The organism is Streptomyces nodosus, from assembly GCF_008704995.1.
In the GTDB taxonomy this organism is placed as follows: domain Bacteria; phylum Actinomycetota; class Actinomycetes; order Streptomycetales; family Streptomycetaceae; genus Streptomyces; species Streptomyces nodosus.
This window is the reverse complement of record NZ_CP023747.1, coordinates 1,972,770-1,999,426: the sequence shown is the minus strand read 5'-3', so window position 1 is coordinate 1,999,426 and position 26,657 is coordinate 1,972,770. Positions and strand designations below refer to the sequence as shown.

General features: G+C 70.7%; 23 protein-coding genes and 2 pseudogenes. 15 read left to right on the top strand and 10 right to left on the bottom strand.

The genetic code is table 11. The annotated features are described in order from the left end of the window. Positions 1–88: 88 nt before the first annotated feature. From CP978_RS09125 to CP978_RS09105, 5 genes and pseudogenes are all read left to right on the top strand, one after another. The gene (locus CP978_RS09125; RefSeq protein WP_043439247.1) at positions 89–1,243 is read left to right on the top strand and encodes a Gfo/Idh/MocA family protein; all 1,155 of its coding nucleotides are present in this window, start codon (positions 89–91) and stop codon (positions 1,241–1,243) included. Then, positions 1,240–2,085: a DUF6807 domain-containing protein gene (locus CP978_RS09120; protein WP_043439245.1), complete on the top strand. Its 846-nt coding sequence runs from the start codon at positions 1,240–1,242 to the stop codon at positions 2,083–2,085. Before CP978_RS09125 ends, CP978_RS09120 begins: the two co-directional genes overlap by 4 nt. A 269-nt stretch (positions 2,086–2,354) precedes the next feature. Continuing rightward, the gene (locus CP978_RS09115) at positions 2,355–3,695 is read left to right on the top strand and encodes an ABC transporter substrate-binding protein (protein ID WP_043439241.1); all 1,341 of its coding nucleotides are present in this window, start codon (positions 2,355–2,357) and stop codon (positions 3,693–3,695) included. 158 nt (positions 3,696–3,853) lie between these two features. Continuing rightward, positions 3,854–5,182, top strand: coding sequence for a pectate lyase family protein (locus CP978_RS09110; protein WP_043439240.1), 1,329 nt, complete (start codon positions 3,854–3,856; stop codon positions 5,180–5,182). A 2-nt stretch (positions 5,183–5,184) separates the two neighbouring features. Then, positions 5,185–6,044: pseudogene (locus CP978_RS09105) on the top strand (pectinesterase family protein); the annotation flags it as partial. A 5-nt stretch (positions 6,045–6,049) separates the two neighbouring features. Here the strand turns inward: CP978_RS09105 and CP978_RS09100 are convergent. Beyond that, positions 6,050–7,678, bottom strand: coding sequence for an IS200/IS605 family element transposase accessory protein TnpB (locus CP978_RS09100; protein ID WP_043439239.1), 1,629 nt, complete (start codon positions 7,676–7,678; stop codon positions 6,050–6,052). Further along, on the bottom strand, positions 7,671–8,270 hold the full coding sequence (locus CP978_RS09095; RefSeq protein WP_043439237.1) for an IS607 family transposase: 600 nt from the start codon (positions 8,268–8,270) through the stop codon (positions 7,671–7,673). The genes CP978_RS09100 and CP978_RS09095 overlap by 8 nt, the downstream gene beginning before the upstream one ends. Positions 8,271–8,339: 69 nt before the next feature. Between CP978_RS09095 and CP978_RS09090 the strand changes: the two are divergent. Together CP978_RS09090 and CP978_RS09085 are read left to right on the top strand one after the other, a co-directional pair. Continuing rightward, positions 8,340–8,594, top strand: a pseudogene (locus tag CP978_RS09090) (pectinesterase family protein); the annotation flags it as partial. Positions 8,595–8,811: 217 nt separating this feature from the next. Beyond that, positions 8,812–9,603 carry an HAD family acid phosphatase gene (locus tag CP978_RS09085; protein WP_043439235.1) on the top strand — a complete coding sequence of 264 codons (792 nt, stop codon included), beginning with the start codon at positions 8,812–8,814 and terminating at the stop codon, positions 9,601–9,603. 338 nt (positions 9,604–9,941) lie between these two features. Here CP978_RS09085 and CP978_RS09080 read toward each other — a convergent pair whose 3' ends face one another. The 3 genes from CP978_RS09080 to CP978_RS09070 form a co-directional block, all read right to left on the bottom strand. Further along, positions 9,942–11,192, bottom strand: coding sequence for an IS701 family transposase (locus tag CP978_RS09080; RefSeq protein WP_170307423.1), 1,251 nt, complete (start codon positions 11,190–11,192; stop codon positions 9,942–9,944). Positions 11,193–11,351: 159 nt separating this feature from the next. Next, positions 11,352–12,812 (bottom strand): peptidoglycan D,D-transpeptidase FtsI family protein, encoded by a 1,461-nt coding sequence (locus CP978_RS09075; RefSeq protein ID WP_043439234.1) that lies wholly within the window; start codon positions 12,810–12,812, stop codon positions 11,352–11,354. Between the two features lie 138 nt (positions 12,813–12,950). Next, positions 12,951–13,724: an IclR family transcriptional regulator gene (locus CP978_RS09070; protein ID WP_043439232.1), complete on the bottom strand. Its 774-nt coding sequence runs from the start codon at positions 13,722–13,724 to the stop codon at positions 12,951–12,953. Positions 13,725–13,858: 134 nt separating this feature from the next. Between CP978_RS09070 and CP978_RS09065 the strand changes: the two genes are divergently transcribed. The 5 genes from CP978_RS09065 to CP978_RS09045 all read left to right on the top strand — a co-directional run bounded on the left by CP978_RS09065 (position 13,859) and on the right by CP978_RS09045 (position 19,200). Continuing rightward, positions 13,859–15,388: an aldehyde dehydrogenase (NADP(+)) gene (locus tag CP978_RS09065; protein ID WP_043439230.1), complete on the top strand. Its 1,530-nt coding sequence runs from the start codon at positions 13,859–13,861 to the stop codon at positions 15,386–15,388. 155 nt (positions 15,389–15,543) lie between these two features. Beyond that, positions 15,544–16,152, top strand: coding sequence for a DUF1349 domain-containing protein (locus CP978_RS09060; protein ID WP_043439225.1), 609 nt, complete (start codon positions 15,544–15,546; stop codon positions 16,150–16,152). Between the two features lie 585 nt (positions 16,153–16,737). Then, positions 16,738–17,253 (top strand): GNAT family N-acetyltransferase, encoded by a 516-nt coding sequence (locus CP978_RS09055; protein ID WP_043439223.1) that lies wholly within the window; start codon positions 16,738–16,740, stop codon positions 17,251–17,253. A 76-nt stretch (positions 17,254–17,329) separates the two neighbouring features. Further along, the gene (locus CP978_RS09050) at positions 17,330–18,049 is read left to right on the top strand and encodes a DsbA family oxidoreductase (RefSeq protein WP_043439220.1); all 720 of its coding nucleotides are present in this window, start codon (positions 17,330–17,332) and stop codon (positions 18,047–18,049) included. A 101-nt stretch (positions 18,050–18,150) separates the two neighbouring features. Next, entirely contained in the window at positions 18,151–19,200 is a 1,050-nt protein-coding gene (locus tag CP978_RS09045) for an aminotransferase class V-fold PLP-dependent enzyme (RefSeq protein WP_043439218.1), read from the top strand. A gap of 61 nt (positions 19,201–19,261) precedes the next feature. Here CP978_RS09045 and thpD read toward each other — a convergent pair whose 3' ends face one another. From thpD to CP978_RS09020, 5 genes are all read right to left on the bottom strand, one after another. After that, positions 19,262–20,152: an ectoine hydroxylase gene (gene thpD, locus CP978_RS09040; RefSeq protein WP_043439215.1), complete on the bottom strand. Its 891-nt coding sequence runs from the start codon at positions 20,150–20,152 to the stop codon at positions 19,262–19,264. 4 nt (positions 20,153–20,156) lie between these two features. Beyond that, complete coding sequence (locus tag CP978_RS09035) at positions 20,157–20,552, bottom strand: ectoine synthase (RefSeq protein WP_043439214.1); 396 nt, start codon at positions 20,550–20,552, stop codon at positions 20,157–20,159. A gap of 71 nt (positions 20,553–20,623) precedes the next feature. Continuing rightward, positions 20,624–21,895, bottom strand: a complete 1,272-nt coding sequence (ectB, locus tag CP978_RS09030; RefSeq protein WP_043439212.1) for a diaminobutyrate--2-oxoglutarate transaminase — start codon at positions 21,893–21,895, stop codon at positions 20,624–20,626. Between the two features lie 44 nt (positions 21,896–21,939). Next, positions 21,940–22,482 (bottom strand): diaminobutyrate acetyltransferase, encoded by a 543-nt coding sequence (gene ectA, locus CP978_RS09025; protein ID WP_043439211.1) that lies wholly within the window; start codon positions 22,480–22,482, stop codon positions 21,940–21,942. A gap of 350 nt (positions 22,483–22,832) precedes the next feature. After that, on the bottom strand, positions 22,833–23,954 hold the full coding sequence (locus tag CP978_RS09020) for a pyridoxal-phosphate-dependent aminotransferase family protein (RefSeq protein ID WP_174498614.1): 1,122 nt from the start codon (positions 23,952–23,954) through the stop codon (positions 22,833–22,835). 200 nt (positions 23,955–24,154) lie between these two features. Between CP978_RS09020 and CP978_RS09015 the strand changes: the two genes are divergently transcribed. The 3 genes from CP978_RS09015 to CP978_RS09005 are packed head-to-tail and all read left to right on the top strand — an operon-like array spanning position 24,155 to position 26,645. Continuing rightward, positions 24,155–25,012 carry a transporter substrate-binding domain-containing protein gene (locus CP978_RS09015; RefSeq protein WP_043439210.1) on the top strand — a complete coding sequence of 286 codons (858 nt, stop codon included), beginning with the start codon at positions 24,155–24,157 and terminating at the stop codon, positions 25,010–25,012. Continuing rightward, on the top strand, positions 25,009–25,854 hold the full coding sequence (locus CP978_RS09010; RefSeq protein ID WP_043439208.1) for an amino acid ABC transporter permease: 846 nt from the start codon (positions 25,009–25,011) through the stop codon (positions 25,852–25,854). The genes CP978_RS09015 and CP978_RS09010 overlap by 4 nt, the downstream gene beginning before the upstream one ends. Then, the gene (locus CP978_RS09005; RefSeq protein ID WP_043439206.1) at positions 25,851–26,645 is read left to right on the top strand and encodes an amino acid ABC transporter ATP-binding protein; all 795 of its coding nucleotides are present in this window, start codon (positions 25,851–25,853) and stop codon (positions 26,643–26,645) included. The genes CP978_RS09010 and CP978_RS09005 overlap by 4 nt, the downstream gene beginning before the upstream one ends. Positions 26,646–26,657: the final 12 nt, after the last annotated feature.

The following is a 26,657-nucleotide window of genomic DNA, read 5'->3' as shown; positions in this document are numbered from 1 at the left end:
CCGGGCGGCCGGCCCCACAGCGGGGGACCGACGGCGCCCGGGCGGACGGCCGCAGGACGGCACCGGGCACGGGATCCGGGAGGACCCCATGACGAACACCGCACTGCCCGTCGTGCTCGCCGGGGCCCGCGGGCACGGCCGCTGGCACCTCGACAACCTCCGCCGGCTCCAGGACGCGGGCCTGGTACGGCTCGTGGGGATCTGCGAGCTGACGCCCCTGACCGGCGAGGAACTGACGGGGCTGGGCGAACCGGCGCAGTCCTCCGACTTCGGAGCGCTCCTCGACGCCACCGCCGCCCGGATCGCCGTGATCTGCACCCCGATCCCCACCCACACCGACCTGGCGCTCATCGCCGCCGAGCGGGGCGTCCATCTGCTCCTGGAGAAGCCGCCCGCCCCGTCGTACGCCGAGTTCCGCCGGATGGCCGACGGGGTCGCCCGGGCCGGTGTGGTCTGCCAGATCGGCTTCCAGTCGCTGGGCTCGGGCGCCCTGCCCGCGATCGCCGAGCTGATCTCCGACGGGGCGATCGGCACGGTGACCGGGGTCGGCGGCGCCGGGGCCTGGGCACGCGACGAGGCGTACTACCGGCGCGCACCCTGGGCCGGCCGGCGCCGGCTGAACGGCGCCGATGTGATCGACGGCGCCCTCACCAACCCCCTGGCGCACGCCGTCGCCACCGCCCTCGCCCTGAACGGCTCCTCCCGCGCCGAGGACGTCCTCGGCATCGAGACCGAACTGCTGCGCGCCAACGACATCGAGTCCGACGACACCTCCTGCGTCCGGGTCACCACCGCACAGGACCGGCCCGTCACCGTCGCCGTGACCCTGTGCGCCGAACGCCCCGGCGAGCCCTATGTCGTGGTGCACGGCAGCAGCGGACGGATCACCTTCTGGTACAAGCAGGACCGCATGCTGCTCCAGCGGGCCGGCCACGGCCCCGAGGAGTTCGAGTACGGCAGGACGGATCTGCTGGAGAACCTGGTCCGGCACCTCACCCGAGGCGACGGGCTGCTGGTTCCCCCGGACGCGACGGGCGCCTTCATGAAGGTGGTGGAGGCGATCCGGCAGGCCCCCGACCCGGTCGCGCTGCCCCCGGGCGCCTGGCGTCCGGTCCCCGACGAGAACCGCCGGGTCGTCCCCGGCGTCGACCGACTGGTCGAGGCCGCCGCCGACACCCTCTCCCTCTACTCCGAGCTGGGTGCCGAGTGGGCACCCCGTCCACGACAGGCGGGCATCCGATGACGACCGACGACACCCTGGTGCTGCGCGCGGCGGGCCGGCCGGTGGCCCGTTACACCGTCCGTCCCGAGCTGTCCGCCCGGCTCTCCCCGCGCCCCTATCTGCACCCGGTCACCACCCTGGCGGGCACGGCCGTCACCGAGCTGAGCCCCGCCGACCATCCGCACCACCTCGGCGTCGGTGTCGCCGTTCCCGATGTCGAGGGGCACAACTTCTGGGGCGGGCGCACCTTCGTCCGCGACCGGGGCCCGACCGAGCTGGACAACCACGGCGCCCAGCGGCACACCGCCTTCCCGCTCCGCGACCCGGACGGCTTCACGGAGGAGCTGCGCTGGGTGGCCGCGGGCCGTGAACTGCTGCGCGAGCGCCGGACCGTCACCACCACCGAACTCGGCGGCGACGCCTGGGCGCTGGACTTCACCTTCTCGCTCACCAATGTGACGCCGGATCCGCTGTCGATCGGCAGCCCCGCCACCAACGGGCGTCCCGGAGCGGCCTACGGCGGCTTCTTCTGGCGCGCCCGCAAGGAGGCCGAGGCCCCCCGGGTCTTCACCGCCGGACGCGAGGGCGAGGCGGAGGTCCACGGCACCCGGGCCGACTGGGTCGCCCTCGCCGGCACCGCCTGGACCCTGGTCTTCGCGGGGGCCACCGAGGACACCCGGCGGGACCCGTGGTTCGTACGGTCCGGTGAGTACCCGGGGGTGGGCTCCTCCCTGGCCTTCGACGAGCGGCTCCCGATGGCCCCCGGCGACACGGTCGTGCGCCGGATCGTCACCGTCGTCGCCGACGGCCGACGGGACCGGGACGAGGCCGCGGCCCTGGTGGGGAAGGCGGTGAGCCCTTGACCCCTACGGACCCGGCCCCGTGCCCCGGACCCCACCACACCCCGGCCCCGGCGTCGCACCGGCGCCCCGACTGATCCCCTCGCCCCGCCCGCACCGGTGAGGCGACCGCTCCGCCCCCCTTGTACCACCGCCCGCCCGACCCCTGCGCCTGTGGGGAGCCGCAAGGACGCGCCCTCTTAGCAAGCGCTTACCGGTTCGTGGTGAGGCCGTGGAACACCGACCCCCACACGTTCATGTCTCCGTTGGATCCAGAAGAAGAGAGCCGACCAATGAAGATCAGCAATCACAGAAGCAGGCGTGCCGCCCTGGCCGTCGCCCTGGGTTCCGTGCTCGCGCTCACCGCCACCGCCTGCGGCGACGACGGCAGCGGTGCCGGCGGGGGCAAGGGCGACGAGGGCTCCGGCAAGGGCACGATCACCTTCTGGGACAACAACGGCGGTGTGCGCACCGACGTCTGGAAGCAGATCATCGCCGACTTCGAGAAGAAGTACCCGGACATCAAGGTCGAGTATGTGGGCGTGCCCGCGGCGAGCGTGCAGTCCAAGTACGACACCGCCATCCAGGGCGGCGGTCTGCCGGACGTCGGCGGGGTGGGCACCGCGATGCTGGCCGAGATCGCCGCGCAGAACGCCCTGGAGCCGCTGGACGGCCGGATCGCGAAGAGCCCGCTGAACCAGCAGCTCAACCAGAAGTTCCTGGAGAGCGTCAAGGCCGCCGGCGGCAGCGACACGACGTACACCGTGCCGACCTCCGCCAACAACGGGACCCTGTGGTACCGGACCGACCTGTTCAAGGCCGCCGGTCTGGACGCCCCGGAGACCTGGTCGAAGTTCTACGAGGCGGCCGGCAAGCTCAGCGACAAGGGCAGGAACAAGTTCGGCTACACCATCCGCGGCGGCGAGGGCTCGATCGCCCAGGCCCTGGACGCCATGTACGGCCAGAGCGGGATCACCTCGTTCTGGAACGGCGACACGACCACGGTCAACGACCCCAAGAACGTGGCCGCGCTCGCGAAGTACGCCGGGCTCTACAAGAAGGACACCCCGGCCGCCGACGTCAACAACGACTTCACCAAGATGGTCGCCCAGTGGGACAGCGGCACCATCGGCATGCTGAGCCACAACCTGGGCTCCTACCAGAACCACCTGGACGCCCTGGGCGCCGACAAGTTCAGGGGCATCCCCAACCCGACGCTGGACGACGGGACCCGGGTGCAGGTCTCCAACCCCGTCGACGGACTCGGCCTGTTCAAGTCCAGCAAGAACAAGGCGGCGGCCTGGACGTTCATCGAGTTCGCGGCCTCGCACGAGTCCAACAGCAAGTGGAACGAGACGGCGGGCCAGGTCCCGGCGAACACCGAGGCCGCGGGCGACGACTGGGTCCAGAAGTCCGAGGCGACCAAGCTCGCCGCCGAGGCGCTGAACGGCTCCAGCACCAAGATCGTGCAGCTGCCGTACTACCTGCCCGACTGGAACACCATCTCCAAGGCCGACAACGAGCCCAACTTCCAGAAGGTGCTGCTCGGCAAGATGACGCCCAAGGCGTTCCTGGACACGCTGGCCGAGCAGCTGAACACGGCGCAGGCCGAGTGGAAGCAGCAGCAGGGATAGGCATCCCGTTCCCGTCCGGCGCCCGTGCGGCCGGCCGTGTCCCCGCGGCCGGGCCGCCCGGCGCCACGGTTCCGCGCCCCTTCCCGGGGCGCGGCACCCCCGCTCGACCTGAAGCATCCCGGACACCACCTACCGTCCACTCAAGGAGAGACGCACCGATGCGCACCCAGACATGGCATGGGCATGCCACTCGCACCATGACCGCACTGCTCGGCTGCACCGCCCTCGTCCTCGCCGTCGCCGGTCCCGCCGCCCACGCCGCCCAGCCCCTGTCCCGCGACCTCGCCCACCAGACCCTCGGCAAGAACGACGGCTGGGGCTCCCAGGGCACCGGCACCACCGGCGGTGCGGCCGCCGCCTCCGCGAACGTCCGCACCGTCACCACCTGGGAGGAGTTCAAGGCGGCCCTCGCCGGCGGTGGCACCGCGCCCAGGATCATCAAGGTCAAGGGCATGATCGACGCCGATGGGCCGAGCTGCTCCTCCTTCGAGGCGCCCGGCTACGACTTCGACACCTATCTGACGACCTACGCCCCGGAGAACTGGGGCCGCGACACCGACCTGGAGGGCGAGCCCGCCGACAGCCCCGAGGGTCTGCGCCGCGCCTCCGCCGCCCTCCAGGACGCCTACATCAAGGCGTTCGTCCCGGCCAACACCACCATCGTGGGCGTCGGCAAGGACGCCGGTTTCAAGGGCGCCAGCCTCCAGATCAAGAACGTGGACAACGTCATCGTCCGCAACCTCACCCTGGAGAGCCCCCTCGACTGCTTTCCGCAGTGGGACCCCACCGACACCGCGGACGGCAACTGGAACTCGGAGTACGACAGCGCGGTGATCACCGGCTCCACCCATGTCTGGATGGACCACAACACCTTCACCGACGGGGAGCACCCCAACAGCACGCTGCCGCACTACTACGGGCGCATCTTCGAGCAGCACGACGGTGAACTCGACATCGTCAAGGGCGCGGACCTGGTCACCGTCTCCTGGAACGTCTTCACCGAGCACGACAAGACGATCCTCATCGGCAACAGCGACAGCGCCTCCACGGCCGCCGTCGACCGCGGCCACCTCAAGGTCACGCTTCACCACAACCTGTTCTCGAACCTGGTCGAGCGCGCCCCCCGGGTCCGCTTCGGCCAGGTCGACTCCTACAACAACCACTATGTGGCGAACGCCGGCTACGGCTACAGCCTCGGCATCGGCATGGAGTCCCAGCTGGTCGCCGAGCACAACGCCTTCACGCTGCCCAAGGGGGTCGGCGCGGGCCTGATCCTCAAGAAGTGGAAGGAGGCGCCCGTCACCGCCGCCGACAACTACGTCAACGGCACCCGCACCGATCTGATCGCGGTGCACAACGCGGCGTTCCCGGAGGAGACCCTCCAGTCGGGCGCCGGCTGGACGCCGACCCTGCGCACCAAGATCGACCGCCCCCAGGCCCTTTCGGGGATCGTCGACCACGGTGCGGGCGCCGGAAAGGTCTGCTGACCATGGCGTCCGTCAGGGGACGCCGGGCCTTTCTCGCCGCGAGCGCCGGAGCGGTCACCGCTCTCGGCCTCGCGGCCCCCGCCCGGGCGTCCGCCGCGTCCCGCGCGTTCGGGCGGTACGGCTCCCCGTCCGCCCGGCTCGACGAGCGGACCCTCTACGTCCACCCGCGCGGCGCGGGGGACTTCACCGGGGTGGGGGCCGCCGTGGACGCGGCGCGCGGCCCCGGATTCACCCTGGTGATCGCGCCGGGGACCTATCGGGAGAAGGTCCTCGTCGACGCCACGCGCACCGGGATGACCTGGATCGGCGCCTCCGGGAACCCCCGGGACGTGGTGATCGTCCACGATCACGCCAACGGCACTCCCAAGCCGGACGGCGGCACCTACGGCACCACCGGCTCCGCCACCACCACCCTGGTGGCCGACGGCTTCACCGCCCGTCATCTCACCTTCGCCAACGACTTCCTGCGCGCCGACCACCCGGAGATCACCGGCACCCAGGCCGTCGCCGTCAAGGTGCAGGGCGACCGCAGCGCCTTCGAGGGGTGCAGATTCCTCGGCCACCAGGACACGCTCTACGCCGACTCGACGGCCCTGGGCGTCTTCGCACGGCAGTACTACCGGGACTGCTATGTCGAGGGCGATGTGGACTTCGTCTTCGGCCGGGCCACCGCCGTCTTCGAGGGCTGCCACTTCCGGACGCTCGACCGGACCGATCTGGCCGGGGCGCCGTACGGCTTCGTCTTCGCGCCCTCGACCGCGGTCGCCGACCCGCGCGGCTTCCTGTCACCGGGAGCCGGATCAGCAGTGCGGCGCCGGACGCCTTCTACAAGCTGGCCCGCCCCTGGGTGGCGAGCTCCGACCGTTCCTAAAGACTGAGTGGGAGTGAGTCCTGTTGCCGGGACCCGTGCTCAGCCGCGTGCCCCGAACGGTGTTGGGCACACTGGTCTCCCACTTTCGCTCTCACGTCCGGTGCAGCGGGTCGTGCCCGTTGTCCGGGGACAGAGGGGTGGGTTTCCTCACGCCCGGGGACGCCTGGTCGGGCCTGGACGGTCCGATGCCCCGCACGATCGCTCTGGTCGTGCGGGGGCGGTGCCGTCCGTCGCCGGACCGGGTGTCCCAGGGCGCGCCTGCCGATCGCCACGGCTGCCGCGTCGTGGCGGGTGGTCTTCCTGGTGTTGCTGGTGAGGGGCTTTTGCCAGTGCTGGGCGCCCCACATCGAGGTATAGGCGGGGTCCACGGCGATGATCGTCAGGCCGAGTTCGGTGGCCATGCTGACGAGCCGGGCGCGCAGCTTGCTCACGGGCATGCCGGAGATCAGCTTGCGGAACCGTTTGCGGCGGCCGAGTTTCTCCCTGGTCTTCTCCGCGCTGAAGTCCAGGTTTTCGATGCCGATGGCGAGTGTGTGCCGGGCTGCCCAGTGCAGGAGCCGGATGAGGGCGTGCCGGGCCTGCGCGTCACGGTGATCGGCGGTGCCGGAGAGGTCGAAGAAGAACCTTCGGGGCTCACCACAGGGGTTGCCGTGCCGGTCGAGCCGCCAGGCGGCCAGGTGGTCGGCGTTGGTGTCCACGCCGATCAGCCCTTTGGCGCGGGCCTGAGTCAGGGGAACGGTCTTGACCGGTGGGATAGTCCAGGAGGCGGTCAGGTACCAGCGGCCGCGCTGCACGTCTTCGTGGATGCGGTAGGCGACCGCCCGGTTGCCCACGGCGCGGTCGGCCCATTCGTCGCCCCGGTGGTGGAACACCACGGTGCCGGTGAGGAGGTACCGGCCGCATGGGGCATTGGCCAGATGAGCCAGTGGGCCGGGCAGCTTGATGCTGACCTCCCCGTCAGGGGTGACGCGGATCGTCTCGTTCCCGAACCGCTTGCCCGACTCGCCGTCCGCCTGGAGGAACCGGCGCTCGGCCTGCCAGCGCTCACGCCATTGGGTCTCGGTCAGGTTCGCGGTCGTGAGATTGTGCCGGGTGCCGAGCAGGCGTGCGCCGCCGCGGACCACCCGGACGCGCCCGGCCTCACGGTCGGCTCGCTCGGCAGTCAGCCGGTCCTCAAGCACGTGCAGGCGGCGGGATTTGGCGAACCACTCCTGCTTCGTCCGGTATCCGCCCGGCGCCTGCTTTGTGCCCTTCTCCCCGATCTGGAGGGACAGCCGGTGCGCAATCGTACGGACACCGGCCTCCAGGTTCTGGATGTGGGCGAGCTGGGCGCGGCGGGACAGCGCCCACTGGTCGTGGGTGGCCCTGGTGATGCTCCCGGCCCAGCGGGACGACGTCTCCAGCGTCAGGGTGCGCTTTCGCTCTGCCCACTGGCCGGTGTCGTGCTCCGGACCGGCCGCACAGCGGGCCTTGAGGTCACGCCCGGCCAGCGTCCCCAAGTGGTCACCGACCAGCCTGAGCACCTTCTCGTCCTCAGTCGTGATCGCCTTGAGCCGGGTACGGACCGCGACACCGGATGGACCCGGAGCAACGAATGGCGGATCGATCGAGCGCAGGTCAGCCACGTCCGGCGGCTTCCAGCGCGGCCTTCGCTCGGTTCTTTGCCGAGCGGCGGCCGTACAGGCGGGCGCAGAACGACGTCAGTACCTCCTCCATGTCACGCACCAGGTCGTCCTCCATGTCACGCACCAGGTCGTCCTCGACCTCGCCGTCGTCCAGCACCAGCAGACGACGGCCCGTCGCGGACAAGGCGGCCTCGACGAGCTCAACGTTCATCCGGCCGAGCCGGTCTTTGTGCTCTACCACCACGCAGGTCACCTGCGCGTCGGCCAGCAGACGCCGGGCCTTGGAACGGCAGCCGTCCACCCCGGAAGCGATCTCCGTCTCAACGCGAACGACTCGGTGACCGGCACTCGCTGCCCACGCGGACAGCCGGGCGACCTGGCGTTCCAGATCGGCCTTCTGATCGTGCGAGGAGACGCGGGCATAGAGTCCCAGACCGTCAATGGCCTCAAGCGCGGCGTTCGTATCGATGTCCACCAGGATCGTACGTGGCCCGACCCGCTGAGCCGGTACCGGCAACGTTCCCTCACGGAACCAGCGATACGCGGTCTGCGGATGCACGCCCTGCGTCCTCGCCCATTCCGTCAGATTCACACTTTGACAACGACACTCACCCATACATGGTTACGCTCACTTACCCGACTTCGAGGGCCAGCAGGTGAAGACCCCACCGCCCGTCCGATGCTGACCGTCCGGGACAGCCGTCTCGGCGCGGGTGTCGACGCAGTGGCCCCCTATGCCAATATGTCCGACATCTACCCTTGGCAGGACCAGCGGTTCGCCGAGTACCGCAACACGGGACCCGGCGCCCGTGTCGCCGTCCCGGAGAACCGGCCCCAACTGACCGCCGCTCAGGCCCGAAAGGCCACCCGCGAGGTGTATCTGGACGGCTGGACCCCCTGGGGGAGGGGGTGCTGACCTGAATCCGGGCATCCCGCCGGCCGGGATGCCCGGAGGTGGCCCGGCGACCGCCGGGCCGCCGCCCCGCCGTTCCCACCAGGAAGGACGGCCGTGGGCGCGCCCGTGAAGAGACCCGTACGATTCGGGAAACGGAATCTGTTATTCCGGTACGTGCGATATCAATTGGGCAAAAGGGGCTCGCGCCGAGGGGTGTGACGCGCGTAGAAAACAAGCCATGCACAAGCCACTGCGTATCGCATCCCTCGCCGCCGCCTGTGTCGTGGCCGGCGGCGCCCTGTTCGGGGCCGGCGCGGCCACCGCCGGCCAGTCGACCGCGAACTCGACCCACGAGCCCTACAACATCGGCCTTCTGGTCGGTGACATCGACACCTACTACGGCGCCACGCTCGACAAGAACGGCGTCTACCAGGCGTCCTCGAAGAGCCAGTACGCCAAGGACCTGGACCGCATCGAGAAGGACGCCAAGAACTACATCGACAAGACGGTCCGCAAGACGCCCAAGGGCAAGAAGCCCGCCGTCGTCTTCGACATCGACGACACCCTGCTGCTCAGCTTCGACTACGAGAAGAAGAGCAACTACACCTACGACTCGGCGACCTGGGCCACCTATGTGGCGAAGGCGGACCGCCCGGCCGTCCCCGGCACCACGGACCTCGTCAAGTACGCCAAGTCCAAGGGTGTCGAGATCTTCTACAACTCGGGCCTGAAGGAGTCGCAGCGCGCCTCCGCGGTCGAGAACCTGAAGAAGAACGGCGTCAACGTCAACCTCGACGCCGCCCACATGTTCCTCAAGAACGCGGACGCCCCGCCGTCCTACCTGAAGTCCTGCGCCACCCCGGGCACCTGGACCTGCACGACCGTGCAGTACAAGGCCGGCACCCGCAAGCACATCGAGTCCCTCGGGTACGACATCATCGCCAACTTCGGCGACCAGTACTCGGACCTGGACGGCGGCCACGCCGACAAGAAGTTCAAGCTGCCGAACCCGACGTACTTCGTCGAGTAGTCCCCACCGGCCCGGCCGGTCCTAGTGCCGCGGCAGGCAATGTTTGCCCGTGGAGGAGCGGCGTCGTGGGGGCACCTCCCGCGCGAGCGCAGTCGAGCGTGGGGGAGCGTGCTCTCGGTGTGCCGGCCGGAAGTCCTCGTACTGGACGTACTTGGGCTTGCGGCCGGTGCGGCGAGAGGGCGTGCCGGGCGTCGCGACGGGGCGAACGTTGCCTGTCGGGGCACTAGTAGGGCTTGGTCAGGTTGGTATCGGGGTGGGTATGTCGCGGTGACAGGTGGGGCAGGTGCCGATCCAGAGGGCGAGGAGTGTCTGCATCTCGCGGACTACTTGGTAAAGGCTCAGTCCTGCGCCGCGTCTTTTGGGTCGTGTGCCAGCCGTTGCAGGGTGCAGAAGGCGTGGGCAGCCGAGACGAGGGTGACGTGGTGGTGCCAGCCGTTCCAGGTGCGGCCTTCGAAATGGGCCAGTCCGAGGGCTTGTTTCATCTCGCGGTAGTCGTGCTCGATGCGCCAGCGGAGCTTGGCCAGTCGGACCAGCGAGGCCAGGGGCATGCCGGAGGGCAGACTGGACAGCCAGAACTGCACCGGTTCCGGCTCGGTGGCGGGCCATTCGGCCAGCAGCCATCGCTCGGGCAGCCCCGCGCCCTTGGTGGCCTGGCGGATCTCGCGTCCGGCGGGCCGGATGCGCAGGACGACGAAGCGCGAGTACATGCGTTTGAAGCCACTGCGCCCCTTTCCCGGCCGGGAACCCTCGCGCCAGGACACCGGCCGGGCCGCCTGCCGGCCGGCCTCGATGACCAGTTCCTTCACCGTCATCGGCTTGTCCGGATACGTCGCCACCGGCGGTCGGCCAATGCCCTGATAAGGCGGGGTAACCGGCTGCGCATGTTCAGGGTGAGCAGTGAGCCGGGAGGAGACGCCGACGGCGTAAGCCAGTTTCCGTTCTTCCAGGGCCAGGCGGAAGGCGGTGGCGTCGCCGTATCCGGCGTCCGCGACGACCAGCGGAACGTCCACGCCCCAACTGCGGGCCTCGTCGATCATGTCCAGGGCCAACTGCCACTTCTCCACATGGCCGGCGTCGGCGGGGACGCCGCAACGCTGACGGCGGGCGACCTTGGCCGCATCCGTCTCCGGCGAGGCGGGATCCCAGGAAGCGGGCAGGAACAGCCGCCAGTCGATCGCGGCCGAGGCACGGTCGTTGGCCAGGTGCAGCGACACGCCTACCTGGCAGTTGGTGACCTTGCCCGCGGTGCCGGTGTACTGCCGGGATACGCATGCAGAGGCGTTACCGTCCTTGAGGAAGCCGGTGTCGTCGACGATCAGTGCCTCCGGACCGATCGCTTCATACATCCTCCAGGCCAGCCGGGCCCGCACATGGGCCGCATTCCACGGACTGGAGGTGATGAAGTGCGCCAGCGCCTGGCGGTTGCCGTCCTCGCCGAGACGGGCAGCCATCGGTTCCACCGACTTGCGCCGCCCGTCCAGCAGCAGCCCTCGTACATACGCCTGCCCCCAGCGCCGCTGGTCCGCGCGGAAGAACCCGTCGAACAACTCCGCCGTGAACGCCTCCAGGTCCTCCCGGACCTCGGTCATCTCCCCAGGTGTCACACCCCCACAACGACACCCCGACGCCACCGGACACGCCACTCACGAGTGAAGCTGACCAAGCCCTACTAGGGACGGTACGCCCGATCCGACGGTCCCGTGCACCGCTGTGGTGCGCGGGACCGCCGGTGTCCCGGGCGGGACGCGTCATCCCGATCCCAGCGCCGCCTGCATCATCGCCTTGGCGACCGGAGCCGCGAGCCCGTTGCCGCTGACCTCCGACCGGGCCGCGTCCGACTGCTCGACCATGACCGCGACGGCGACCTCCTTGCCGTCGGTGCCGGACTTGGCGTACGAGGTGAACCAGGCATACGGCGTCTGGCTGTTGTTCTCGCCGTGCTGGGCCGTGCCCGTCTTGCCGCCCACCGTCGCACCGGGGATCCGCGCATTGGCGCCGGTGCCCTGCTCCACGACCGTCTGCATCGCGGACCGCAGCTGCTCGGCGGTCGACGAGCTGACGATCCGCTTGCTGCCCGGGCTGTCGTCGTAGTCGCTCAGCACCCGGCCGCCGCTGTCGGTGAGCTGCGACACCATGTGCGGGGAGACCAGCACACCGTCGTTGGCTATGGCCGCGGACACCATGGCCATCTGCAACGGGGTCGCGGTGACATCGAACTGGCCGATGCCCGAGAGCGCGGTCTGCGCAGCGTCCATGTGCGAGGGGTACACGCTGGCATAGGCGCGCACCGGGACGTCCTGCTTGTCGTCGTCGAAGCCGAACTTCTCGGCCATCGCCCGCACCTTGTCCTGGCCGAGGGTGACGGCCATCTTCCCGAAGACGTTGTTGCACGAGTAGCGCAGGGCCACCCGGATCGAGGCGTTCTCACAGGGGGCGCTCGCGCTCTCGTTCGCCAGCACCTTGGTGGAGTCCGGCAGCGGGTACGGATTCGGACTGTCGGTGCTCTGGTCCACCGAGGTGTAGAGCCCGTCCTCCAGCGCGGCCGCCGCCACCACCAGCTTGAAGGTGGAGCCCGGCGGCAGCGGCTGGCGCAGCGCCCTGTTGGTCAGCGGGTGGTCCGCATCGCCGGTGAGCCGCTTCCAGGCGGTCCCGGCGGTGCCGGCGTCGGTGAGCGAGGAGGGGTCGTACGACGGCGTCGACACGACGGCCAGGATCTTCCCGGTGCGCGGGTCGATCGCGACGGCCGCCCCCTTCTTGCCGCCCAGCGCCCGGTACCCGGCCTTCTGCACCGCCGGATCGATCGTGGTGACCACATTGCCCGGGGAGGCCCGCTGGTCGGTGACCGTGTCCATGACGGTCTTCAGCCGGGTGTCCGTGCCGTTGAGCAGGTCCTGGTAGATGCCCTCCAGCTGGGTCGGCGCATAACTCTGCGAGGCATAGCCCGTCACCGCCGCATACAGTGCCCCGTCCGTGTAGGTGCGCCGGTAGGCGAGGTCGCTGCCCTCGGTCCGCGCCGAGCCGGTGACCGACCGGCCGCCCACGATGATGTTGCCGAGCGGCGCGGAGTAGGTCGCTATCGCGTTCCGCCGGTTGTCCTTGTCGTCCGCGAGCGCCTTGCCCTCGTAGAACTGCACCCAGGTCGCCCTGATCAGCAGAGCGAGCACCAGAAGCAGTATGAAGGCCGACGCGTGTCTGATCGTCTTGTTCATCCCGCTCCGGAGACGAGCGGGACCGAGCGGGGCGTTCCCCGCCGCCCGGTTTTCTCACCGGGATCTCACGAAGACGGGGCCTGTCGCGGTGGGGCGCCGGGCCGCGCCCGGACCGTCGGGGACGTGGATGTCCCGGTGTCACAGCCTCCGTGTGGCCAGCATCAGACGGTCCCGGGCGTCGAACAGCGCGTCCTTGATCATCTGCTCATGGCCCGGGGTCAGCCGGGCCACCGGGACCGAGCAGCTGATCGCGTCACGGGCCGGGGTGCGATACGGCACGGCGACCCCGAAGCAGCGCAGGCCCAGCGTGTTCTCCTCGCGGTCGACGGCGATGCCCTGCTCGCGGATCTGGTGCAGCTCCTCGATCAGCTTCTCCCGGTCGGTGATGGTGTGCTCCGTCAGCGGTGGCAGCGTCTCGGGCAGCAGCTTGCGGACCTGCTCATCGGTGCAGGTGCTCAGCAGCGCCTTGCCGAGCGAGGTCGAGTGCGCGGGCAGCCGGCGGCCGACGCGGGTGAAGGGCCGCAGATAGTGCTGGGACTGGCGGGTCGCGAGATACACCACATTGGTGCCGTCCAGGCGGGCCAGATGGATGGTCTCCGTGGTGTCGTCCGACAGCCGGTCCAGGGTCGGGCGGGCCGCCGCCACCACCTCGTCGCCGTCGATGTAGGACGTGCCCACCAGCAGCGCCCGCACCCCGATGCCGTAGCGGGTGCCGGTCGCGTCGGTCTCCACCCAGCCCAGCTCCACAAGGGTGCGCAGCAGCATGTAGAGGCTGGACTTGGGATAGCCCACCGCCTCCTGCACGGCGGCCAGCGAGTGCATGCCGGGGCGGCCGGCGAAGTACTCGAGCAACTCCACGGTCCGCACCGCGGACTTGACCTGCGCCCCGCCGCCTGTCTCGCCTGCCGACATCGCCCTTGACCCCTTCGTTCGCCGGGAAATAGTCTCCGAGCAGCGTATTCATCATCAGAGACGGTGTTCAGCATATCGAACACCTTTGGTGGATGACGTAGGAAATGCGGCAGAACATCTGAAGGGACCCCGCGGTGGCAGCAGCACCAGTCTGGAGTGTCGACCCCCGAACCGGGAAGCAGCGTGAACAGGTCGCGGTCGAGGCCACGGCCCAGGAGGTGGACGCCGCGGTCCGGGCGGCCCACGCCGCGCGCGGCGCCCTCGCCGACCGCACGGTCCGTTCGGCCTTCCTGCGCACCGCGGCCGAGCAGTTGGAGACCGCGAAGGACCAGCTCGTCGAGGCGGCGGACGCGGAGACCGCGCTCGGCCCGGTCCGGCTCACCGGCGAACTCGCCCGCACCTGCTACCAGCTGCGCGCCTTCGCGGACATCGTCGACGAGGGCGCCTTCCTCGACGTCGTCATCAACCACCCCGACGACACCGCGGCCCCGCCGATCCCGGACCTGCGCCGCCACAAGGTGCCGCTGGGCGTCGTCGCCGTCTACTCCTCCTCCAACTTCCCCTTCGCCTTCTCCGTGGCCGGCGGCGACACCGCGAGCGCGCTCGCCGCGGGCTGCCCCGTCGTGGTCAAGGCCCACCCGGACCACCCCGCGCTCTCCGAGCTGGTCGCCGCGACGCTGCGCCGGGCCGCCGAACGGCACGACATCCCCCGGGACGTCATCGGCCTGGTGCACGGCTTCCAGGCCGGCATCGAGCTCATCACCCACCCGCTGATCAGCGCCGCCGGGTTCACCGGCTCGGTACGCGGCGGCCGCGCCCTCTTCGACGCGGCGGCCGCCCGCCCCGTGCCGATCCCCTTCCACGGCGAACTGGGCTCGCTCAACCCGGTGCTGATCACCGAGGCCGCCGCCGCCGAGCGGGCCGAGGCCATCGGCGCCGGGCTCGCGGGCTCCATGACCCTGGGCGTCGGCCAGTTCTGCGTCAAGCCGGGGCTGGTGCTGGTGCCCGCGGGCGCCGCCGGCGACCGGCTGGTGGGGGCCCTCACCGACGCCGTCAGCGCCACCGAGGCGGGCGTCCTCCTCGACCACCGGATGCGCGACAACTTCATCGCCGGGGTGGCCGAGCGCGCCGCGCTGCCCGAGGTGGACTCCCCGGTCACCGCGGGCGCGGGCGGCGAACACACCGTCAGCGCCGGATTCCTCACCGTCCCGGCGAAGCGGCTCACGGCGGAGGGGGAGCACGACCTGCTGCTGGAGGAGTGCTTCGGCCCGCTCACGATCGTCGTGCGCTACGAGGACGAGGACGAGGCCGGGAGCGTCCTGGGCCGCCTTCCCGGCAACCTCTCCGCCACGGTGCATCTCTCGGAGCGGGAGGCGGCGGGCGAGGGGCGCGGCGCGGGGATCCTCGCGGAGCTGACCCCGCTGGCCGGGCGGGTCCTGGTCAACGCCTGGCCGACCGGGGTCGCGGTCGCCCCCGCCCAGCACCACGGCGGCCCCTACCCGGCCACCACCTCGACCTCCACCTCCGTGGGCGGCACGGCCATCGAGCGCTGGCTGCGCCCGGTCTCGTACCAGAACGCCCCCGAGGCCCTGCTCCCGCCGGAGCTGCGGGACGACAACCCGCTCGGGCTGCCGCGGCGTTTCAACGGGCGCCTGGAGCGGTGACGGCACCGTGACGCGGTGACGGCCCCCGCGCCGCGCCCCGGAACCCCCGGGGCGCGGCACGGTCCGGGGCGTCCCGCCCGGATCCCGTACGGCTCTCGCGATCTCGTGCCGCGTACACGCCCCTCGTGCGGCGCGGGCCTGAGACACTTCCCCCCATGGACGTCGAACTCCCCGAACTCCCGTTCCCCCTGCGCACCTATGGACCCGACGGCGACTGGTCGTACGAGAACGGTGTGCTCACCGGCTGGGCCGGTGCCCGGCAGGATCGTTTCGTTCCGCCCACCGACGAGAGCCTGGAGTCCGTCTCCGACGCGCCCCGGCTGCTGGGCGCCCCGGAGGGCGACTTCCAGCTGATCGCCCGGGTCACGGTGGGCTTCAACGCGACCTTCGACGCGGGCGTCCTCTATGTCCATGTCGGTGAACGGGCCTGGGCCAAGCTGTGCCTGGAGTACTCCCCGGACGTCCCCACCGTCTGCACCGTGGTGACCCGCGGTCACTCCGACGACGCCAACTCCTTCACCGTGGAGGGGAGTTCGGTGTGGCTCCGGGTGAGCCGCACAGGCCGGGCCTTCGCCTTCCACGCCTCCCGCGACGGGGAACGCTGGACCTTCGTCCGCCTGTTCACCCTGGACGGGGAGAAGGAGACCGGCGCGGCGCTGGTCGGCTTCCTGGCCCAGTCACCGATGGGCGAGGGATGCGTGGCGACCTTCGACCACATCGAGTTCCGCCCGAACTGGCCGCAGGACCTCAGGGACGGCAGCTGACCGGTCCGATGCCACCACCGGACCGGAACGGGGGCCGCACCGCACCCGCCGCGAGCCGTCCTGCCGGTCCCGTGCCGTCCGGTAGTCCCGGCCGGTTTCGCCGGTCCCGTTCCGTCTGGCCTGTGTGGCCGAGTCCGTGGCGCGGGGTCCTGGGCTGGGGCCGTCCGGTTGTTATCACCGGACCGGGACGGGTCCGTGTCGTACCCGCTGTGGTGCCCTTTCCGGTTCCGTCCGGCTGGTTGATGGTGGTCGGTTTCGCCGGGCCTGTTCGGGTCGGTTTTCGTGGCCGGGTTCGTGGCGCGGGGTCCCGGGCGGGGGCCGTCCGGTTGTTATCACCGGACCGGGACGGGGTCCGTGTCGCACTCGCTGTGGCGCCCTTTCTGGTTCCGTACGGCCGGTTGATGGTGGCCGGTTTCGCCGAGCCCGTTCCGGTCGGCCCGCGTGGCCGGGGCCGTGGTGCGGGCGCCCCGGGTGCGGGGCTTGGGGCGGCACTCGCGGTCGCGCCGTGCCGGAAGCGCGCCGCCGACGCACACGCCGCCGGCGCTCTCCCGGAACCACCCCGGCCCCCGCCACGTCCTTCGTTGCATGATCTCGGAGCAGCAGACCGCGGCACGGCGGGTCATCCGTACCGCCCTGCCCATGGAGGCGACGGCCGTCGCCGAGTTGCACGCCCGGGCCCGGGCGACCTACTACCCGGACGGGGTTCCGGAGGACGGCGTCGGCTGGTCCGCCGCCTGGGCCACCGCCATCCGGCGGCCCGAGGGGCAGGTGCTGTGCGCCGTCGAGGACGGCCGGATCGTCGCGATCGCCTCCTTCCGCACCCCGAAGGCCGTGGCCGCCGACACGGTGAAGCTCCTCCAGTTCCATGTCGACCCCGAGCACTGGCGCCGCGGCCACGGCTCCGCGCTGCACGCGGCCTGTGTCGAGGCATGGCAGGCCGACGGCCGGCGGACGGCCCAGCTCAAGGTGCACACCGAGAACCGCCCGGCCCAGGCCTTCTACGCCCGCCTCGGCTGGGTCCCCGACCCGCAGGACCCGCCCGCCGAGGGCGCCGACCACCTCGCGCTCCGCTACGCCGTCCCCGGTGACCCGGGGGAATGAGTCCCCCCGCCGAAACGTTCTTCCCTACCGCGGAGGGAGCCTTCGTACCGGCACGAACTGGAGAGAAGCCCAACACATGCGCGTGGAGATCTGGAGCGACATCGCCTGCCCCTGGTGCTACGTCGGCAAGGCCCGCTTCGAGAAGGCGCTCTCGGCGTTCCCGCACCGGGACCAGGTCGAGGTGGTGCACCGCTCCTTCGAGCTGGACCCGCACCGCGCCAAGGACGACATCCAGCCGGTCCTCACGATGCTCACCCGGAAGTACGGGATGAGCGAGGCGCAGGCCCGGGCGGGGGAGGACAACCTGGGGCAGCAGGCCGCCGCCGAGGGCCTGGACTACCGCACCACGGGCCGCGACCACGGCAGCACCTTCGACATGCACCGCCTGCTCCATCTCGCCAAGGAGCACGGCCGGCAGGACGAGCTGCTCCAGATCCTGTACCGGGCGAACTTCGCGGAGGAGCGCTCCGTCTACGCCGAGGGCGAGGAGCGGCTGGTGGAACTGGCCGTGGAGGCCGGGCTCGACGCCGAGGACGCCCGCCGGGTCCTCGCCGACCCCGCCGCCTACGCCGACGCGGTGCGCGCCGACGAGCGGGAGGCCGCCGCACTGGGTGCCAACGGCGTCCCCTTCTTCGTCCTGGACCGCACCTACGGCGTCTCCGGAGCCCAGCCCGCCGAGGTCTTCACCCAGGCGCTGACGCAGGCCTGGGGCGCGCGCCCCGCGCTGGAGCTGATCGAGGACGGCGGCGCGGACGCCTGTGGCCCGGACGGCTGCGCGGTGCCGCCCCGGCGCTGAGGAGAACGCGCAGGCCGGCGCGGACGTATAAGCGCCGTTTGAGGGAACCCTTCAGAGATGTGTGATGGACCGGGGCCGCGGAGGGCGGCACAGTGGTCCCCATGGAGACCTTCGACGCCCTCGTCCGTGCCGAGTTCGCCCCGAAGAACACCTATCTGAACACCGCGAGCACCGGGCTGCTGCCGGCCCGGACCGTGGAGGCCATGCGGACCGCCGTGGAGTCGGCCGCCGCCGGGCAGCCCACCGACATGTTCGCCGATGTGGAGGCCGCCCGCGCCTCCTTCGCCCGGCTGGCGGCGGTCCCCGTCGACCGGGTGGCGGCCGGGGCCTCGGTCGCCGTCTACACCGGGCTGATCGCCGCGTCGCTGCCGGCGGGCGCCGAAGTCCTCACCGCGGAGGGCGACTTCAGCTCGGTGGTGAACCCCTTCCATATGCGGGGCGACCTCCGGGTCCGCGCCGTCCCGCTGGAGCGGGTCGCCGAGTCCGTGGGCCCCGGCACGGCCCTGGTCGCGGTCAGCGCCGCGCAGTCCGCCGACGGCCGCGTCGCCGACCTGGCCGCCGTCCGCGCCGCCGCCCGTGAGCACGGCGCCCGGATGTATGTGGACGCGTCCCAGGCCATGGGCTGGCTGCCGCTCGACTCCGGGGCGTACGACTATGTCGCCGCCGTGGCCTTCAAATGGCTCCTCTGCCCGCGCGGGGTGGCCTTCCTGGTGGCCCCGGAGGACTTCGGCGGGCTCACCCCCCTCTTCGCCGGCTGGGTCGCGGGCGAGGAGCCCTGGGACAGCTGCTACGGACCGGTGGCCGAACTGGCCCACTCGGCGCGGCGCTTCGACGAGAGCCCGGCGCTGTTCTCGTACACGGGCGCCCGTCACTCCCTGGAACTGCTGGAGGAACTGGGCGTGCAGCATGTGCGGGCCCATGACCTCGCCCTCGCCGACCGGTTCCGCGCGGGCCTTCGGGAGCTGGGCGTGGCACCGCTGCCCGCCCCCGACTCGCCGATCGTGTCCGTCCCGGGGCTCGGCGCCCGCCGGGACGGACTCAGCAGGTCCGGGGTCGAGGTCTCGGACCGGGCGGGCAGTCTGCGGGCCGCCTTCCACCTCTACAACACGCCCGCGGACGTCGACCGCCTGCTGGACGTCCTGGCCGGCTGACCCCGGCGGGTCCCCGGTCCGCGGCCGGACCGGGGACCCGAACGGCTCAGCGCACCACGGCTCAGCGCACCGGAGTGAAGTCCCGCGCCCCGATGAACTCCGGCCGCCGCACCGGTGCCGCGAAGGGCTCGAGCGCCGCGTTCTCCACGCTGTTGAACACGATGAACACATTGCTGCGCGGGAACGGGGTGATGTTGTCGCCGGACCCGTGCATACAGTTGCAGTCGAACCAGGTCGCGGACCCCGCCCTGCCGGTGAACAGCCTGATGCCGTAACGGTCCGCCAGCGCGGTCAGCGCCTCGTCGGACGGGGTGCCCGCCTCCTGCATCCGCAGCGATCGCCGGTAGTTGTCCTCGGGCGTGGCCCCGGCGCAGCCGAGGAAGGTCCGGTGCGACCCCGGCATGATCATGAGGCCGCCGTTGGTGTCGTGGTTGTCGGTCAGCGCGATCGAGACGGACACCGTCCGCATGTGCGGCAGACCGTCCTCCGCGTGCCAGGTCTCGAAGTCCGAGTGCCAGTAGAAGCCGCTGGCCCCGAAGCCCGGCTTGACATTGATCCGCGACTGGTGGACGTACACGTCCGAGCCGAGGATCTGCCGCGCCCGTCCCACGACGCGCTCGTCTCGGACGAGTTCCGCGAACACCTCGCTGATCCGGTGGACCTCGAAGACCGACCGGATCTCCCGGGACTTCGGCTCCACGATCGCGCGCTCGTCCGCGCGGATCCCCGGATCGGCGACCAGCCGCTCCAGCTCCCGCCGGTACCGGGCGACCTCGTCGGGGCCGATCAGCTCGTCCATGGCGAGGAAGCCGTCGCGCTCGTACGCCTGGAGATCGGCGACGGGGATCGGACCGGGCGTGCCGGGGGCGCCCCAGACGACCGGGTCCTGACGGGGGACGGACACCTCGGTGGCGCCGCGGCTCGGATACAGATCGGTGACGGGGGTGGTCACGGTCTCATGCCTCCTCGAGGAGCGGGTAGACGCCGTTCTCGTCGTGGTCCTCCCGCCCGGTCACGGGCGGGTTGAAGACACAGATGCAGTGGAAGTCCTCGCTGACCCGCAGGGTGTGCCGTTCATGCCCGTCCAGGAGATACATGGTCCCGGGCGTGATGGTGTACGTCCGCCCGGTCTCCTGGTCGGTCAGCTCGGCCTCGCCCGCGGTGCACACCACGGCCTCGATGTGGTTGGCGTACCACATCGACGTCTCGGTGCCCGCGTACAGGATCGTCTCGTGGAGGGAGAAGCCGACCTTCTCCCGGGCGAGGACGATGCGCTTGCTCTCCCAGGTGCCGGACGCCGCCTTGATGTGCCGGTCGGTGCCTTCGATGTCCTTGAACGAACGGACGATCACGGTGGGGTGTGCCTCCTTCTTGTCTTGCCTGTCCTGGTCTTCTCTCGGTTCTCCGGGCGTTCCCGGCGCGCTCAGGCGGTCTCGCGGACGGCCCGGGCGAGGGTGCGCAGCCCCTCGTCGAGCTCGTCGGCGGTGACGGTGAGGGCGGGGAGCAGCTTGACGACCTCGCCCTCGGGGCCCGAGGTCTCCACGAGCAGCCCGAGATCGAAGGCGCGGCGGGCGATACGCTCCGCGCGGCCCTTGTCGTGGAACTCCAGCCCCCACACCAGCCCTCGTCCGCGGTACTCCTTGATGCCGTCGGGGCTCTCCTCGGTGATCGCGGCCAGCTCCCGCTCGACCTGCTCGCCGCGCGCCCTGGTCTGCTTCTCCATGGCGGACCCGTCGGTCCAGTAGGCGTTCAGCGCGGCGGTGGCCGTGACGAACGCGGGGTTGTTGCCGCGGAAGGTGCCGTTGTGCTCGCCGGGCTCCCAGATGTCCAGCTCGGGCTTGAACAGACACAGCGACATGGGCAGTCCGTAGCCGCTGATGGACTTGGACACGGTGACGATGTCCGGCACGATCCCCGCCTCCTCGAAGGAGAAGAAGGCGCCGGTACGCCCGCAGCCCATCTGGATGTCGTCGACGATCAGCAGCATGTCGCGGCGTGCGCACAGGTCGGCGAGCCCTCGCAGCCACTCGGGCCGCGCCACATTGATGCCGCCCTCTCCCTGCACGGTCTCGACGATCACGGCGGCGGGCTGGTTGAGCCCGGACCCCTGGTCCTCCAGCAGCCGCTCGAACCACAGGAAGTCCGGGACCCTGCCGTCCAGATAGTGGTCGAAGGGCATGGGTGTCCCGTGCACCAGCGGGATCCCGGCGCCGGCCCGTTTGAAGGCGTTGCCGGTGACGGCGAGGGAGCCCAGGGACATCCCGTGGAAGGCGTTGGTGAAGGACACCACGGCCTCGCGCCCCTTCACCTTGCGGGCCAGCTTGAGGGCGGACTCCACCGCGTTGGTGCCGGTGGGGCCCGGGAACATGACCTTGTACGGCAGCTCGCGCGGCCGCAGCACGAGGTCCTGGAAGGCCCGCAGGAAGGAACGCTTGGCGGTGGTGGACATGTCGAGTCCGTGGGTGACGCCGTCCCGTTCCAGGTAGTCGATCAACGCCCGTTTCAGTACGGGGTTGTTGTGGCCGTAGTTGAGCGACCCGGCGCCGGCGAAGAAGTCGAGGTACTCGTGTCCGTCCTCGTCGTACATGCGGCTGCCCCGCGCGCGGTCGAAGACGGTGGGCCAGCCGCGGCAGTAGCTGCGCACCTCCGACTCCAGGGTCTCGAAGACGCTGAGGTCGGGCTGGGTGATGGTCACGGCGAAAACGCTCCTCGGTGGTGGGGGAGAGGACGTGCGCGAGATCAGGGGGAGAGGGGGCCGATGCGGTACAGCACCTCGGGGTCGTGCGGCCCGTCGGGGAACTGACCCGCCTCGAAGAGGACGTCGCGTTCCACGGTGGCGCCGCGGCGTCGGGCGTACGAGGTGAACAGCCGCTCGGAGGCGGTGTTGCCGGGGGTGATCGTCGTCTCGATCCCGGTCACCCCGTGCTCCGCCACGACCCGTGCGGTGAGCGCGTCGAGCATGCGCGCCGCGAGTCCCTGCCCGCGCCGGGCGGAGTCGACAGCCACCTGCCACACCAGGAGGGTGCGCGGGAGGTCGGGCCGCAGATACGCGGTGACGAATCCGACGGGCCGTCCGCCGGGCTCGGTGCGCGCCACCGCCGAGGTGCCGGCGAAGTCGCGGCACCAGAGCAGATAGCTGTAGGAGGAGTTCAGGTCGAGGGTTCCGGAGTCCTTGGCGATACGCCAGAGCGCGGCCCCGTCGGCCACCCGAGGACGGTCGATCCAGAGCCCCCGGGATATTTCCGGGGAATCGGTTTTGGGGTCTGCCTGTGCGGCGGTCATGCAGAAGGAATTTACCCACCGAAATTCGAAATTGCATCGGTGGGAAGGGCTACGGAGCCGTCGTCCATGTGTTATCACGCGGGCGTGTGTGTCCGCGCGAAGCCTCTTGAATTTGCCCTAGTATGCCGGGAAGATCCGGGGCAAAACGCACGCGTTGTGGGGTCGGTCACACCCGATGATCTCTGCGCGATCCGCCCCGATCGGGCCGGGGCGGCGTTCGCAAAATCTTCGCGTTTAGGCCCTGGGAAAGCGGGCAGGAGCCGATGGGAAGCTGTGCTGAATTACTGGTGGATAAAGTGGCCGAGGGAATCCAGGAATTCTTGTCGAATCGTGCCCGGGTGTTGTCCCGCTCACGTCCACGCCTGGGTGACCGCTCGGCGGGCCGCGGGCACGTCCGGGGTCGCTCCGGAGTCGGTCAGGGCCGCTCCCAGGGCGGCGAGGGAGGCCTGGACGGTCGTCGCCGAGGCGGCGGTGCCGTAGTGGTTGACCCGGATCATCTCGGCGGCCAGGGAGCCCCCGCCCGCGGCCAGCGGCACGCCCGGATCCACGGCCAGCGCCTTGGCCACCAGTTCGCTCGCGTCCAGATGCGCCGGCGCCCGCAGGGTCGTGGCGACCGGTGCCGCGTCGCGCGCCTCATGGACATACGGCTCCAGGCCGCCGCCCAGCGCGAGCGCTCCCGCCCGGGTCGCCGCGGCGGCCGAGCGGTGACGGGCCGTCACCGTCTCCAGGCCCTCCGCCTCGATCCGCTCCACGCACGCCTCCAGTGCCAGCATCTCCAGCTGCGCCGGCGCGTGCAGCAGCGCCCTGCGGCCGCCGTCGATCCAGCGCTCCTTCCAGTCGAGCAGCGAGAGATACGAGCGGCGCGGCGCCCGGGGGTTGGCGGCCATCCGGGCCCAGGCCCGCTCACTCACCGAGACCGCCGACACCCCCGCGGGTCCGCCCATGGCCTTCTGGGCGCCGATCACGCACAGATCCACGCCCCAGGCGTCCGGCAGCACCGGCTCGGCGCCGATCGAGGCGACCGCGTCCACCGAGAAGAGCGCGCCGTGCTCCCGCACCACCGCGCCGATCTCCGCCACCGGGTTGGTGTTGCCGGTGGCGGCCTCCGCGTGCACCAGCGACACGAAGTCGATCTCCGGGTGCTCGGCGAGCGCCGCCCGGACCTGCTCCGCCGTGACCGCCGCGTGGAAGGGCACCGCCAGGTCGTGCACCGTGGCGCCGCAGTCCCGCAGCCAGTCGCCGAAGGTCTGCCCGTAGGGCCCGGTGATCACGTTCAGTGCCGTCGTGCCGGGCCCGGCGCACCCGCGGATCACGCCCTCCAGCGGCAACAAGGCCTCGCCCTGGGTGATCAGGACGTCCTGCTGGGTAGAGAGCAGCCGTGCCACGCGGTCCTCGATCGAGGCGAAGCGTTCGGCGCTCAGCGGGGCGAGGTCCAGGAAGGGGTGGGTCACGGCGGTGCTCTCTTCGCTCATGGAAATCGACGGAGTCGAGGGTAACCGGCGGGGTTCCTCCCGCTTCCGGCCGGTGAGTTCCCGGGGAGCGCGGGCCGTGCCGATCCCCGTACGACCCCCCGTACCACCGGGGCCAGGGGAATGTTTGAGGGGGTCAAAGCTCTCCTTATAATCACATCGCACACGTCCCCAGGGACACGTCCCCCATAGAGAGGTCCCCCGTGAACACGCTCCTCGGACGCCGGGTCCGCATCCTGGCCGCCATCACCGCGACGGCCGGGGCGGTGCTCGTGGCAGGCTGCACGTCGAGCGGCAGCGGCGGCACGGCCACGTCGGCCGACGGCGGGGTCGACCTCGTCAAGGCGGGCAAGCTCACGACCTGCACGCATCTGCCGTACCCGCCCTTCCAGTCGGAGATCGACGGCAAGGTCCAGGGCTTCGACGTCTCCCTGATCGACCTGGTCGCCAAGGACCTCGGGGTGCAGCAGTACGTCTTCGACACCCCCTTCGAGAACTTCAAGACCGGCGCCTTCCTCAACTCCGGCCAGTGCGACCTGGCCGCCGCGGGCATGACCATCACCGAGGAGCGCAAGAAGAACGTCGACTTCTCCGACCCGTACTTCGACGCCACCCAGGCCGTGCTGGTCGACAGGAAGAGCGGGGTCACCTCCCTGGCCGACCTGAAGGCCAAGGGCAAGAAGCTCGGCGCCCAGGCGCAGACCACCGGCGAGGACTATGTGCGGGGGAAGGGCTTCGACCCCGTCTCCTTCGAGTCCTCCGACGCCGTCCTCAACGGCCTGCGCACCGGCCAGGTCCAGGCGGTCGTCATCGACTACCCGGTCGTCCAGGGCTGGCTCAAGAACAAGGCCGACGCGGACGCCTTCAAGGTGGTCGAAAACCTCGACACCGGTGAGCAGTACGGCTTCACCGTGAAGAAGGGCAACACCGAGCTCCTCGCCGCCGTCAACAAGGCGATCAAGGACGCCAAGGCCGACGGCACCTACCAGAAGCTGTACGAGCAGTGGATCGGCCCGTACACCCCGTCCGCCGCCGACTCGCCGTCCCCGACCGCCTCATGAGCGACACCACCGGCACAGCCGACCCCGAACTCAGGGCCCCCAGAAAGCGCCTGACCCGCAGTCGGCGGCGCAGTCTCTCGCGCGGCGCCCAGTACGCCGTCTTCGCCGTCGCCGTGATCGCCTTCGCGGCGACGGCCGACTGGGGCCGGCTGGGCAACCAGTTCGCCCAGGCGGACATCGCGCGGCGGATGTTCCCGGACGTCATCACCCTGGCGCTGAAGAACACCGTGCTCTACACCGTGTCCGGCTTCGCCGTCGGACTGCTGCTCGGCATGGTCATCGCGCTGATGCGGCTGTCGTCCGTGGGCCCCTACCGCTGGGCCGCGGGCGTCTACATCGAGATCTTCCGCGGTCTGCCCGCCCTGCTGATCTTCATCTTCGTCGGGGTGGCCGTACCGCTGGCCTTCCCCGGCACGGAGATCATCGGCGGCACCTACGGCAAGGTGGCCCTCGCCCTCGGTCTGGTCTCGGCCGCCTATATGGCGGAGACCATCCGCGCGGGCATCCAGGCCGTGCCCAGGGGACAGCTGGAGGCCGCCCGTTCGCTGGGCTTCTCGCCGGCCCGGGCCATGATCTCCATCGTCGTCCCGCAGGCGTTCCGGATCATTCTCCCGCCGCTCACCAACGAACTGGTCCTGCTCTTCAAGGACTCCTCGCTGGTGCTGTTCCTCGGCGTCACGCTGGAGGAACGCGAACTGTCCAAGTTCGGCCGTGATCTGGCCAGTCAGACCGCCAACTCCACCCCCATCCTGGTCGCGGGCCTGTGCTATCTGCTGATCACGATCCCGCTCGGACTGGTGGTGCGCCGTATGGAGTCCAAGGCCCAGGGAGCCGCCAAGTGAGCACCGTCCCCGAGATACTCGTCCGCGGCCTGCACAAGTCCTTCGGCGACAACGAGGTGCTGCGCGGGATCGACCTGGAGATCGGCCGGGGCGAGGTGGTCTGCGTCATCGGCCCCTCCGGCTCGGGCAAGTCGACCCTGCTGCGCTGTGTGAACCTTCTGGAGGAGCCCACCCGGGGGCAGGTGTTCGTCGGCGGCACCGAGCTGACCGACCCGGACGTGGACATCGACGCCGTACGCCGCCGTATCGGCATGGTGTTCCAGCAGTTCAACCTCTTCCCGCACCTCACGGTGACCGAGAACCTCACGCTGCCGCAGCGCCGTGTCCTCGGCCGGGGCAAGGCGCGGGCCGGGGAGATCGCCGCCGAGAACCTGGCGCGGGTGGGCCTGTCCGAGAAGGCGGACGCCTACCCCTCCTCCCTCTCCGGCGGCCAGCAGCAGCGGGTCGCCATCGCCCGCGCGCTCGCCATGGGCCCCGAGGTGATGCTCTTCGACGAGCCGACCTCCGCGCTCGACCCCGAGCTGGTGGGCGACGTCCTCGCCGTGATGCGGATGCTCGCCGACGAGGGCATGACGATGATGGTCGTCACCCATGAGATGGGCTTCGCCCGTGAGGTCGCCGACCGCGTGATCTTCATGGACGGCGGTGTGATCGTCGAGGACGGCGCGCCCGACCGGGTCATCGGGGACCCCGCCCATGAGCGCACCCGCCACTTCCTCTCCCGGCTGCTCGACCCCGCGCGGGCCGAGGTCGAGGAGGAGATCCCGGACCGGGCGGGCACGGGCGGCTAGCGGCGAACTAAG